10 protein-coding genes are annotated in these 12,729 nt (G+C 64.2%); 4 read left to right on the top strand and 6 right to left on the bottom strand.

All coding sequences use genetic code 11. The features are described from left to right. The first annotated feature begins 137 nt into the window (after positions 1-137). Together BLS50_RS24490 and BLS50_RS24485 are read left to right on the top strand one after the other, a co-directional pair. Positions 138-1,055 carry an AraC family transcriptional regulator gene (locus BLS50_RS24490; RefSeq protein ID WP_058902533.1) on the top strand — a complete coding sequence of 306 codons (918 nt, stop codon included), beginning with the start codon at positions 138-140 and terminating at the stop codon, positions 1,053-1,055. A 231-nt stretch (positions 1,056-1,286) separates the two neighbouring features. Next, entirely contained in the window at positions 1,287-2,180 is an 894-nt protein-coding gene (locus tag BLS50_RS24485; protein ID WP_074806674.1) for an NAD(P)H-binding protein, read from the top strand. Positions 2,181-2,262: 82 nt separating this feature from the next. Here the strand turns inward: BLS50_RS24485 and tssE are convergent, their stop codons facing one another. The 6 genes from tssE to tssK form a co-directional block, all read right to left on the bottom strand. Continuing rightward, a complete protein-coding gene (gene tssE, locus BLS50_RS24480; RefSeq protein ID WP_027806837.1) occupies positions 2,263-2,688 on the bottom strand; it encodes a type VI secretion system baseplate subunit TssE in 426 nt (141 codons plus the stop codon). Positions 2,689-2,703: 15 nt separating this feature from the next. Continuing rightward, positions 2,704-5,427: a type VI secretion system ATPase TssH gene (gene tssH / locus BLS50_RS24475; RefSeq protein ID WP_074804690.1), complete on the bottom strand. Its 2,724-nt coding sequence runs from the start codon at positions 5,425-5,427 to the stop codon at positions 2,704-2,706. A gap of 136 nt (positions 5,428-5,563) precedes the next feature. Next, positions 5,564-6,049 (bottom strand): Hcp family type VI secretion system effector, encoded by a 486-nt coding sequence (locus BLS50_RS24470; protein WP_074804687.1) that lies wholly within the window; start codon positions 6,047-6,049, stop codon positions 5,564-5,566. 108 nt (positions 6,050-6,157) lie between these two features. After that, positions 6,158-7,879, bottom strand: coding sequence for an OmpA family protein (locus tag BLS50_RS24465; RefSeq protein WP_074804684.1), 1,722 nt, complete (start codon positions 7,877-7,879; stop codon positions 6,158-6,160). After that, the gene (locus BLS50_RS24460; RefSeq protein ID WP_074804682.1) at positions 7,876-8,607 is read right to left on the bottom strand and encodes a DotU family type IV/VI secretion system protein; all 732 of its coding nucleotides are present in this window, start codon (positions 8,605-8,607) and stop codon (positions 7,876-7,878) included. The genes BLS50_RS24465 and BLS50_RS24460 overlap by 4 nt, the downstream gene beginning before the upstream one ends. Next, the gene (tssK, locus tag BLS50_RS24455) at positions 8,604-9,956 is read right to left on the bottom strand and encodes a type VI secretion system baseplate subunit TssK (RefSeq protein ID WP_074804680.1); all 1,353 of its coding nucleotides are present in this window, start codon (positions 9,954-9,956) and stop codon (positions 8,604-8,606) included. The genes BLS50_RS24460 and tssK overlap by 4 nt, the downstream gene beginning before the upstream one ends. Positions 9,957-10,551: 595 nt before the next feature. Between tssK and tssB the strand changes: the two genes are divergently transcribed. After that, positions 10,552-11,064 carry a type VI secretion system contractile sheath small subunit gene (gene tssB / locus BLS50_RS24450; protein WP_069230479.1) on the top strand — a complete coding sequence of 171 codons (513 nt, stop codon included), beginning with the start codon at positions 10,552-10,554 and terminating at the stop codon, positions 11,062-11,064. A 73-nt stretch (positions 11,065-11,137) separates the two neighbouring features. Next, the gene (gene tssC, locus BLS50_RS24445; protein WP_074804677.1) at positions 11,138-12,670 is read left to right on the top strand and encodes a type VI secretion system contractile sheath large subunit; all 1,533 of its coding nucleotides are present in this window, start codon (positions 11,138-11,140) and stop codon (positions 12,668-12,670) included. The last annotated feature ends 59 nt before the right edge of the window (positions 12,671-12,729 follow it).

Raw genomic sequence — 12,729 nt, 5'->3', positions numbered from 1 at the left:
CGCGCACGCAAGGATCGTTCCGAGCAGAAACGGATGATCTTTTTCTGTTCGATTCGGGGGCGGCCGCGCAGGGCCGGCGCGCCGGCCCGAAACGCGTCACAATGCGTGTTCGGCACCTGATCTGGTGGAGACCATCAATGAGCGATCCGATTCTTGCCGCGCCGACGGACAACGGCGTCCCGGTCAGCCTGCGCTCCAGCCGCGGGCTGGGTTGGCGCGGCTTCGGCGCGTCGCTGCTGGAGATTCGCGCGGGGACGTACCGGATTCCGGCGGCCGAGCATCACCGGATCGGCGTGCATATCGGCGCGCCGGTGCGCGCGGATTGCGTGTGCGACGGCGAGCGCGTGTCGCGCATCCAGGCGCACGGCGACGTCGACGTGATTCCCGCCGGCCTGCCCGGCCAATGGACCGACAGCGCCGACTGCCGGATTCTGCACATCGCGCTCAGCGACACCTTCGTGCGGCGCACCGTCGAACAGCTCGAACTGAAGCCGTCGCACGCGCAGATCCGCCGGCGGCTGCAAGTGCGCGACCCGCGGCTGCAGCACATCGCGTGGGCGATGGCCGCCGAACTCGAAGCGGAAGACGCATCGGACCCGCTCTACGCGGAGAGCCTGTGCACGGCGCTCGTCGCGCGGCTGGTCGACGGCCAGCCCGTGTTTCGCGAACGCCGGCGCACGCTGGCGCCGAAGGCGGCGGCGCGCGTGATCGACTATGTCGAGGCGAATCTCGATCGGCGCATGACGCTGGCCGAGCTCGCGGCGCTCGTGTCGATCAGCGTGCCGCATTTCAAGGTGCTGTTCCGCGAAACGCTCGGGATGCCCGTGCACCAGTACGTCGTGCGGCGCCGGGTGGAGCGCGCGAAGACGCTGCTGCTCGAAGGCCGGCTCAGCATCAGCCAGATCGCGCTGGAAGCCGGGTTTGCGCATCAGAGCCACATGGCGAACTGGATGAATCGCGTGCTCGGTGCGACGCCGACGGAGATTGCGCGGTCGGGCGTGCGGGGCGGGTTGCGGCTGGCGTATGACGGTGAGGATGGCGGGAAAGACGCATAACGCAACAGCAATACATGGACGTTGCGTTTGATCCGAGGGCAATCGTCCAACAGGTCGTTGGGCAATTGTCGCGTTCGGCTTCTCCGGTTTTGACGAGCATGTATCGGAGAGCACGCATGGTTATGGCGTACTCAGCACGTCATCCTTTCCTGCTCGATTCATCCCTCCGTGCGCGTCTTCTCGGCCGCGCAACCCGACAATCACAGCACCTTCATCCCTCAGGAGCGAATCGTGTTCGTGATCTTCGGAGCATCCGGCAACGTCGGCCTGTCGACCGTGACGACCTTGCGCAACGCAGGCCATTCCGTACGCGCGGTACTGCGCGACGCGCGCCATCGTGAACGTTTCGTGCAGCTTGGCTGCGATGTCGCGATCGCGGACCTGACGGACGCGAACGCGATCGCCGCGGCGATCGACGGCGCGCAGGCGGTGCAGATACTGTGCCCGGTGCCGGCTGCCGACCCCGATCCGGCCGCGACGATGACGCGGACGATCGACGCAGCGACTGCCGCGCTCGCCGCGAATCCGCCGCCGGCGCTGCTCGCGTTGTCGGATTACGGCGCGGAGCTTGAAGGTAATACGGGTATCACGCGTCTGTTCCATGACTTCGAGGCACGTCTGAAGACGATCCCGACACAGTTGACGCTGCTGCGCTCGGCCGAGCATCTGCAGAACTGGGCGCGCGTGCTGCCGGTCGCGCTCGGTACCGGCGTGTTGCCGAGTTTCCATCATCCGGTCGGCAAGGTGTTTCCGACGGTCTGGGCGCCCGACGTGGGCGTCGTCGCGGCGCGGCTGCTGCTCGATGCGCCGGAAGGCGGCAGCGGGCCGCGCATCGTCAGTGTCGAAGGGCCGCGGCGGGTGAGCGTGACGGCGATTGCGGAAACGTTGGGCACGGCGGCAGGTCGCGCGATCGTCGCGCACGCGCTACCGCGCGATACGTGGAGCGCGACGCTACTGCGTGCCGGCCTCAGCGAGCGTCATGCGCAGCTGATCGTCGACCTGTACGACGTGCACAACGCGGGGCGGATCGATGTGGAGGACAGGGTGTCGGAGCGGGTGTACGGGACGACCACACCGGAGGAAGCGCTCGCCGTGCTGGTGCGCGCACATGTGGCGCCGGCGTGACGGAGATAACCGGCATCCGGGTCGATATCGATGGACCAGGATTCGCAACTCGCGAAACCCGGTCCTGACTTCGGGGCGCACGTTAACCGTGCCCGGTGCTCCGGCGTTTCAACCACATGCGCCCGGGAGGCTCGAAATACGTACCGAACCGCACGAGTCCGGCCTTCTTCAGATGGCACGTCATTTCAAAACTCACCAGCACGCCGGGATCGTCATTCTCGAGGATGGCGACGTCGATGGAGCGGATGCGAGGCTCATATTTCAGGAGCGTCGCCTCCATCTGCTGCTTGAGCATGTGGGCTGACGCGGGCAGCGCCTTGTAGATGTTCGTCAAATCCGGCAGACCGTAGTCCGGCAGATGCTTCAGCGCGCCGGCACGCGAGTTCAGGATGCGCTGCACATTTTGCTGGACGCTCATGCATTCGAGTGTCCGGTCGTCGTAAGCATCGAGCGGCTCGCCGCCGATCTGGCCGAGCAGCATGTCGTAAAGAGAGGGACGCGCCTGCATGATCCTGGTCTCCGGTTACGCGGTCGCGTGTGTCGGCTCCGTCGCGCCCGCCGCGACGTCGCTCCGAGCGATGAAATCGATCGTCAAGTTTCCGTCGGCCGTGCTCGAGAGCACGATCCTTTCCGGCGCGGCACCGGTAGCCATCCGCGCGAGCAGTTCACGCGACACGTTCGGCAGAATCCGCTGATTGAGGAACGCATCGACGCTGCGTGCACCGGACTTGCGCGCGAGGCAAAGCTCGGCCATCGTGTCGATCAGCGACTCGTCGCACACCAGCTCGACGCCGTGTTGCCGGCGCAGGCGGTCGGCGACCTTCGACACCTTGAGCCGCACGATCGACGCGAGCGCGACAGCATCGAGCGGCCGATAGACCAGTGACTGGAAGCGCGCGAGCAGCGCGGGCTGGAAGTGCGCGACAAGCTGCGGGTGGATCGACTCGAGCAACGCCGTCTGGGAAATCCGCGGATCGTCGGCGGTCATCTCGTCGATCCGTGCGCTGCCGAGGTTGGACGTCATCAGAATCACGCAATTGCGGAAGTCGATCTCGCGTCCTTCGCCATCGCGCATCATGCCGCGGTCGAACACCTGATAGAACATGTCGAGCACGTCGCGGTGGGCCTTTTCGACTTCATCGAGCAGCACGACGCTGTACGGCCGCTGTCGCACGGCTTCGGTCAGGATGCCGCCGCGGCCGTAGCCGACATAGCCCGGTGGCGACCCTTTCAGTTGCGATACCGTGTGTGCTTCCTGATATTCCGACATGTTGATCGTCGTGAGCGCGGCCTCGCCGCCGAACAGCAGGTCGGCCAGCGCAAGCGCCGTTTCGGTCTTGCCGACGCCCGATGGCCCTGCGAGCAGAAAGACGCCGAGTGGCGCATGTTCGTGCTTGAGGCCGGCCTTCGCGGTGCGCAGGCTCTCGGCGAGCGCAGCCAGCGCATCGTTTTGCGCGACCACGCGCGTGGCCAGTTGCTGTTCGAGATTCAGCAGGCTCAGCAGTTCGTCTTCGACGAGGTTGCCGACCGGCACGCCTGTCCATTCCGCAACGACACGCGCGACGGCCGCCGCATCGACATCGACGGAGATCAACGGCGCCTTGCCTTGCCGGTCGGCCAGTCGGCGTTTGACGTCGTCGAGCTGGCCTTGGCTGGACGCCGAGCCGCCTTCGGCGATTTCGGCTCGATGCTGGTGAACGAGGCGGACCAGCTCGAGTTCGCCGATGTGGCGCGCCTGCAAGCCGGTCAGAATGTTCCGCGCCTCGGAAAGCGCGTGCTCCAGCGTCACGCGCCGGGGCGCAACCTCATCGATGCCCGCTTGCGCGTCCGCGTCGAGCGTCGCCAGTTCGAGTTCGAGGGCGGAGACGGTTGCGTGTGCGCGCTGCAGTTCCGCTGGCGGCGATTCAAGTCCGATTCGCACTCGTGCGGCTGCGGTATCGATCAGGTCGACCGCCTTGTCCGGCAGTTGACGCGCGGGGATATAGCGCCGCGAGAGTTTCACGGCCGCGATCAGCGCCTCATCCCGAATGTGTACGTTGTGATATTCCGCATAGCGGCGCTTCAGGCCTCGCAACATCAGGCATGCCGCATCGTCGTCGGGTTCGTCGACCTTGATGATCTGGAAGCGGCGCTCGAGCGCGGCGTCGCGCTCGAAGAATTCCTTGTACTCCGACCATGTCGTTGCGGCGATCGTGCGCAGTTCGCCGCGCGCGAGCGCCGGTTTGAGCAGGTTCGCGGCATCGGCGCCGCCGGCGGCGTTGCCTGCACCGATCAACGTGTGCGCCTCGTCGATGAAGAGCAGGATCGGCTCGGGTGACGACTGCACCTCGTCGATGACGTTCTTCAAGCGTTGCTCGAATTCCCCTTTCACCCCGGCGCCGGCCTGCAGCAGGCCCAAATCGAGTGTCAGGATGCGCACGTCGCGAATCACGTTCGGGACGCTTGCCTCGGCGACGCGCAGCGCGAGGCCTTCGACGAGCGCGGTCTTGCCGACGCCCGGCTCGCCGACGAGGATCGGATTGTTCTTGCGCCGACGCGCGAGCACGTCGACCATCTGCTGGATTTCGCGATCACGGCCGAATACCGGATCGATCGCGCCGCGTCGAGCCTTGTCGGTCAGGTCGATCGCGAAGCGGGAAAGGGCATCACCGTCGGTGGTTCGCTGGGGCGTGCGCGTTGCCGTCGCGACGGGCGCGGCTGATGCGGGCGTCGGATTGGCTGCGGGGACGATCGGATGGTCATCCGCGCCGGCTTCGATATCGTTCGGACGCGAGCGCTCGCACGAACGATGGGCAAGGCGCGGCAGAACGCGCTGGATCTGCGCACTGCTGACGGACAGCAGAGGCCACGCGTTTTGCGCACGCAGTACATGGGGCCGATCGACGATCGCCCGTAGCAGATCGCCGGACCGGATAGTCGGGTCGTCCGTCTCGGACGCAGCGTGCAGCCATGCGTCGTGCAGCAGGGTCGCCAGTTGCGGAGACAGTGCCGGCTTGCCCCGAAGATTGCGGGGAAGATGCTCGATCGATGCGAGCAGCGCATCCCAGACGATGTCGAGGTCGATACCGTAGTGCCGCAGGATCGCCGGGATGTCTCCGTCACCGGCCTCGATCAGTTTCAGCAGCCAGTGCTCGACGGTGATCTCGTCCGCGAGACGCGTCTGGCATAAGCTCACGGCCGCTTCGAGCGCTTTCGCGCAGTGCGGATTGAGGCGGCGGAGCAGGTGGGTCGTGTCGCGCGGAGTCATGTCGATGGTTGAAGAGGGAAGCGGCGACGCGTAGTCGTTGGTCAGACTCGGTCGCGAGGGCAGAAGGGCCAGCCTGACCTGGCCAGGCTGGCAAAAGAACCGCTCGACGAGCAGGCGGTTCGATCATCGATCGGGATCAGGACCGCTCGTTCCAGGTGTCCTTGTGGATAATGTTGCCGTCCTTGTACGACCAGGTGATCGTTTCGTAGCGAAGCTCCACGTTTTCGAGGTGGTTGTGCTTCTCGTAGTCGGGATTCTTGATGTCGTGCATGACCGGATTCACGGCGACGATCTTCACGTTGTCGAGCTTCGTGTTGAAGTACTCCTTCTCCTTGCCCGCGTCGTCGATCTTGTACCACTTGATCTCGACCAACTTGAGCGTCTGGCCGCTCGTCACGGCCTTGTACAGGTACGGCGTCGACGCGTCGGTTTCCTTCGTCAGCGTGATCGGCTTGTGCACGCGCGTGCCCGTCAGCTTGCCGGTATTGCCGTCCGTGGGGATATGCACGCCGTGGTCGAAGGCGACGAGCTCGACGCTGCCTTCGCGGTCTTGAACCGTCACCGAACCCTTGATGTCAGCGCCACCATCGTCCTTGAGCCACATGTAGGCCGGAATTGCCATTGCCTTACTCCTTGATATTGCACTGTACGCACTACTAAACTCGCCAGGAGCCAACCCCTGAGCTTGAGAATCCCGAAGCGGGCTGCTTCGGGGGCTAAACCTGGATCGCTACTTTCTCGTGTCGGGTACCAGGGTAATTTCCACGCGACGGTTTCGCGCGCGTCCGTCGGGGGTATCGTTGCTCGAGAGCGGGCGGGTCATGCCGTAGCCCTGAATCGCAAACCGGGTCGCGGAAATGCCGGACGCGTCGACCAGCCAGTCGCGCACGGCTTCCGCACGTGCAGTCGACAGCTTCAGGTTGCTGTCCGGATTGCCCACGTTGTCGGTGTAGCCGGCGACGAGGATGCGTTTGTCGGGATGCGCGTTGATCATGTCGAGCGCGCCGACCATCGCACGGTTCGACCCCGGCTTCAGCAGGGCCTTGCCACTATCGAACAGCGACATGCTGTCCAGAGAGACGACCGCAGGGGGAGGCGGCGGCGGCTCGTAAGATGCGATCGTGTTGTTCAGCACCGGAATCAGTTGCGCGCCCCGATACATGCCGAATGACAAGCGCAGCGGAATACCGGTGCGCGCGTAGCGATCGAGTTGATCGCGATCGGCCACGAGCGTCCGCAGTGCGTCCCGCTTCGCGGCGTCGTGCTGTGCCGGGATCGTCGAATAGCGGCCCAGATCGGTGGCGATACGATCCAACAGCGCTTCGTTGTTTCTGGCCGCACCCCAGAATGCGACGGCAGCGGCGCAGGCGAGCAGGGCGAGCGCGTGGCCCACGGCGGCCTGACGGGGAGACATCCAGTATCGGCGCGGCAGCGCTTCGATCAGCGGCTGCGGGAGCGGCCACGGCGTTGGCGAGGCGACGGCGGTGGCACGCGCCACGCGCGTCTGCATTTCGACATCGCGGTCCCACAGGTGTCGAGGCGCACTCGCCGGGCCGCAGTCGATCCAACCGGCGCCGAATAGCGCGCAGGGCGTCGCCGGCTGTTGTCGGTCCGTCAGTGCGCCGAAAACCACGCGCTGCGTCCAGCCGACGATGGAGGCGAGTGCGGCGGCGCGTGCCGCCGCGACGCAATCGCCGGCCGTGAGTTGGACCTCGTTTTCCGCTGCGCGGACCACGGATTCGAAACGTTCGCCGCCCGCCAGGCGGTTGGCCGACGACACGCCGTACCACGTTGGCGTCGAAAGCTCGACGCGGGTGGTGGTGAGCCGTTGGTAGACCGCTACATAGCCCGGCAGTCGCGTACCCAGCATTCGGGCCGCATCGGCGATGGCTTGTCGTATGGCACGCAGGTTCTGGGTCAGCGTGTCGGTTTCCGCGTGCAGCGCGGGCGCGACCGACAGCACGACGCCGTCCGGGGCGCGCCCGTCGCGCCACTGCCTGACTGAAACCGCCAGGCGCGGCAGATCCTGAGGGCGATCGACGCGCAGCCAGATACCACCGTCGCCGACGTGTACGTGCCGGACTTCTCCCGTACGGTCGAACAGCGCGGGCAGACCGTCGCCGGTCACCAGCACGAGCGGCATGCGCGTGCGCAGCTTCACCGGAATGTCGGCCGTCGCGGCGCCCAGCGCAGCCAGCACATGCGCGCTCTGGCGACGCGCGCGGGCAAGCGTGCACGTACACCACACCATGAGTGCGCAGGCGGCAATCGCGGCGGCGACCGAGAGTGCCCAAGCGACGCCTGGACCCAGCGGGAGCACCAGCCAGATCAACGCGAGTCCCAGCACGGTTGCGAACGCGACCAGCAGACGGGACGGATACCCGAGCCCTTCGTGGCTGCGATCGGGCGGCCGCTGCGATTCCGCGGAGAGAACAGGCAGGCCGGAATTCACGGGCGAGCGGCCTTTGTCGCCACGAGATGCGCGAGCTGTCCGTCGAGCGTGACCGACCAGACGCCCCATACGATCGCGGCAGCCACGCACGCGAGTCCGGCGATCGCCCAGGGAGACAGCCGGTAGAACCAGTCGGACATACGTCGTCCGACGCGATCCGCGATGAATGGCCGATCCGGGGAAGGGCGCAGCGTTTCCAGTCTGGCATTCAACGACGCGATCAGCGCAATCCGCTTGGCTTCGCCGTCTCGGGCATACCGGCCCACGAATCCCATTCCCAGGATGGCCGAGTAGCACTCGAGCAACGCGACGGGCGGCGCGGGTTCGCGCATGCGCGTTTCGAGCCGCTCGAACACGCGTTCACCCGCTTCGTGCAGGTTGAACTGCTCCACCTGCAGCGGCTCGCGCTCCCATGCGGACCGGGATTCGCCGGGCAGGTGTCGCAGTGCTGCTTCGTCGAGCAGCCCGCACTGCGCCACCAGCGCCTCGTTGCGCACGTCATCCGGAAAGCCCCGGTGCCGCAGCGCGCTCGCGAATTGCTCGACAAGCTGCTTGCACCGGGCCCGCAACGCGACCGCGTCCTGCGTCCGTCCGCCCGACGTGAGTGTCGTCACGAGCAGCGCGGTGTCGCGCAGCAGATCGCGCATCCCGTCGCCGCGCGGGGTGCCGGTGCCCGTCGCGTTCGGCATCAGGGCGGTGTCGCTTCGATTGGGAGTCAGGGCATTCATGAACGCAACACCGCGTAAAGTTCGAGCGAAGCGTCCGGTACCGACGCAGGCAGATAGATCTGGCAGGCTCGCGCGGCGAGCATCTTCGCGTGCAGGGGACTGGACGCATCGAGCGCGAAATAGTGATTGTCCAGGCGTACCGGGATCGCGCCGGGTACACGCTGGACAGCCTTGAGCGGGACGCCCAGAAGCGCCGAATTGATGATGTGTTCGACGTCGTCGGGCGCGCCGATCTTGCAAAGCCGCGGAAACTGTTCGACCAGCTCGAACGCGGGCACCGGTGCGTTGACCGACAGATACCAGTCGGCGGCATCCGCGACGATCCGTTCGTCGAGGAACTGGGCGGTCCACGTGGTCGACCCCTTGCGGGTGAGCCCGATCGACACGACCCGTGACGGAATGATGGCGTCGAGCAGCGTGCGGATCAGCGATTCCAGTTTCGCGAACACCTCGTCGGCTCGCACATGGTCGTACGCCGGGATGTCGGTGAGCCGCGCTTCGGTCGAGAACGTCATCAGTGCGCTCGTCAGTTGCGCGAGCGTCGTGTACAGATGCTCTGGCGGGCGGTTCGGATGCGTGGCGAACAGGCGCAGCTGCGGCCATGCCGCGTGGATGCAATGAAGCAGCCAGAAAAGTTGCACGTCGGCCACGCCGTATTCCGCGACGTCGGTCATGCGTTCGCTACGACGCGTACCGAGCGCGAGGGTCCTGGCGTGAAGGATGTCCGTCAGACGATCGATCCGTTCGACGTGCAGCGGATGGCTGGCGAGCGTGAGGCACGGCGGCACGAACTGCTGATCGATCTGGAACTGGCCGCCGGCGCCGCGCGTCAGTCGTGCGATCGCACAGACCGTATCGTCGGCGTGCGACTCGAAGCCGAACGCGAGCCGGACTGCATGCCGTTCGACCGCGATTTCGACGTCGCCGGTCCCGTTCAGGTCCGTGACCTTGACGAATTCACGGTAAGCGCGCCGCGGGCGGGCGAGCGACGCCTCGTCGAAGCGGCAGTTGCTGCCATTCGCATCCGGCAACGCGAGCGCCGCGAACACGACGACGCTCTGCATGTCCGCTGGCACGCCTTGCGTCAGATCGCGCGCAGACGGCAGCGTGTCGGCGACGGTCGTATCGATCGGCGTACCGTCCGGAAAAACCAGCCGCAGGCGGGTGAGTTTCAGGCGCCCTGTCGACAGCGCTTCTTCGTCGACTTCGACGGCGAGCGTTCCCCACGGCTGCGCCATTGTCGCGCCGGCGTACTGACGTAGCGCAAATTCAGCCCATCTATCCTGTTGCTGAAAATGCTGCTGCGTCAGGATGAGGCCCTCGTGCCATAGCGGCTTCGCGATTCGCATGGTCTCTCGTGTGGTTTGTCTGATCGTTATTCGGTTCAAGGGCGTAATCTATACACGACATTTTTATGGGCGTGCAAGACATTTAGGAAAATATATAAATTTGGATTCTTAATTGTCTCTTTGATGAATGTGAACAAATATAACAATCGGTTGGATGGGTGATTTTTGAGATATTCCAGTTTTCTTGTGAATTTGATCGCTGCGAGGTGAGTGGCATTCAAGGCGCTGGAAAGTCTCAAAGTGCCGTGTGATAAGGGGTTTGGAGCGATTCGAGATGTGTTTGTACGTACATGTTATTTCCCGACACAATTTATCTCATAAATACGAAGTAGGCTTTGTTTCTGTAAACTTTTTCTAAATGTTTGCGATTTTTTGCATTTGAGCGGTGTGGTTTATGTGCGACTCGCTTTGACTATGTCGAGGTTGGGCGTGTATAAGTCCAATGCGATTTCGCCGTGCGAGCGGAGACCATGCGTTGGAATATCGATCGACACATGTTGCGCATTGCGCCACGCGTAACGTATCGACGAAACCGTCGGGTCGAATACGTCGTGTTCCTGCCCAATGCTTGACCATCACTAAATAAGGATTGCAAATGGATAGCTTCCAGAGAGAAATTCCGAAGAGCCGTGTCTCGATCACGCTGGATTTGCATACGGGCGGGGCCCAGAAAAAGGTCGAGCTGCCGTTGAAGCTGCTCGTCGCGGGCGACTTCAGCGCGGGCCGCGAACAGGCGCCGCTGGCTGAACGCAAGAAGGTCAACATCGACAAGAACAACTTCGATGCCGTCCTCGCCGATCACGCGCCGGATCTGAAGATTGCTGCCGAGAACACCCTGGCTGGCGACGGCTCGGAGCTGCCGGTGAATCTCTCGTTCCGCTCGATGAAGGATTTCGAGCCCGAGCAGGTTGCTCGGCAAATTCCCGAACTGCAAGCGATGTTGGCGATGCGCAATCTGTTGCGCGACCTCAAGTCGAATCTGCTCGACAACGGCATGTTCCGTCGCGAGTTCGAGAAGATCCTGAAGGACAAGCGCCTGTCCGACAAGCTGCGCGGCGAACTGGGACAAATCGCCACGGCAACCCTGCAACAGGAAGGCCATGCGTGAGCGCGGCCGGCCCAAGACGGCCGTCACCGCCTCCCGCAACCACGCAGCCATACCAAACATGACTGAGAGAAACATGAACCAGAATGAATCGCGCCAGGGCGCCACGGAAACGATCGTGCTCGAAAACGACAGCGTCTATGCCGCGCTGTGCAACAAGATCAACCTGAAACCGGTCGCCGAGGCGCGGCCGCTGGAAGCATTCCGCGACAACGATGCGTTGTCGGAAGCATCGGCCGACGAACGAGTCGCACGCGGCATGGACGCGCTGCTCAACCTGATCGCGAAGGAAAGCAAGCCGGTCGACCGGCTCGACAAGTCGCTGCTCGATTTCTACATCGGGCAGCTTGACCGGCAGATCAGCCGCCAACTCGACGCGGTCATGCACGCACCGGATTTCCAGGCGCTCGAAGGGCGCTGGCGCGGCCTGAAGATGCTCGTGTCGCGCACGGACTTCCGCAAGAACGCCCGCATCGAGGTGCTGGATGTATCGAAGGAGGCGCTGCAGCGCGACTTCGAGGATTCGCCGGAACTGATCCAGAGCGGCCTGTATCGCCTCACGTACATCGAGGAATACGACACGCCGGGCGGCCAGCCGATCAGCGCGATGATCAGCGATTTCGAATTCGCGAACTCGCCGATGGATGTCGCGCTGCTGCGCAATATTTCGAAGGTCGCGGCTGCGGCGCACATGCCGTTCATCGGCTCGGTGGGCGCGGCATTCTTCGGCAAGCATTCGATGGAAGAAGTGGCGTCCATACAGGACATCGGCAACTACTTCGATCGTGCCGAGTACATCAAATGGAAAAGCTTCCGCGACACCGACGATGCGCGTTACGTCGGCCTGACGATGCCCCGCGTGCTCGGCCGCCTGCCGTACGGCAAGGATACGACGCCGGTGCGTGCGTTCAACTACGAAGAGGCGGTGAAGGGCCCGGACCACGACAAGTATCTGTGGGTCAACGCGTCGTTCGCGTTCGCGGCCAACATGGTGCGCAGCTTCGTGAGCAATGGCTGGTGCGTGCAGATTCGCGGCCCGCAGGCGGGCGGCAAGGTGGAAGACCTGCCGGTTCACCTGTATGACCTCGGCACCGGCGTGCAGCCGAAGATTCCGACCGAAGTGCTGATCCCGGAAACGCGCGAGTTCGAGTTCGCGAATCTCGGCTTCATTCCGCTGTCGTTCTACAAGAACCACGATTTCGCGTGCTTCTTCTCGGCCAGCTCGACGCAGAAGCCGGCGTTGTACGAGACGAAAGAGGCGACGGCCAACAGCCGCATCAACGCGCGCTTGCCGTACATCTTCCTGCTGTCGCGCATCGCGCACTACCTGAAGCTGATTCAGCGCGAGAACATCGGCACGACCAAGGACCGGCGTCTGCTCGAACTCGAGCTGAACAACTGGATCAAGGGGCTCGTGACCGAGATGAAGGACCCGGGCGACGAGCTGCAGGCGTCGCACCCGCTGCGCGAGGCGAAGGTGACGGTCGAGGACATCGACGACAACCCGGGCTTCTTCCGCATCAAGCTTTTCATCATCCCGCACTTCCAGGTCGAGGGCATGGACATCGGCCTGTCGCTCGTGTCGCAGATGCCGAAGGCCAAGGGCTGATCCGGCGTTTCATGCACCCGCCGGGGCGCTGATGGCCGCCCCGGTGGTGCCGTTGTGTT

Origin of the sequence: Burkholderia orbicola (genome assembly GCF_900100915.1) — a bacterium.
GTDB lineage: Bacteria > Pseudomonadota > Gammaproteobacteria > Burkholderiales > Burkholderiaceae > Burkholderia > Burkholderia orbicola.
This window is presented reverse-complemented; position numbering and strand designations above follow the sequence as displayed.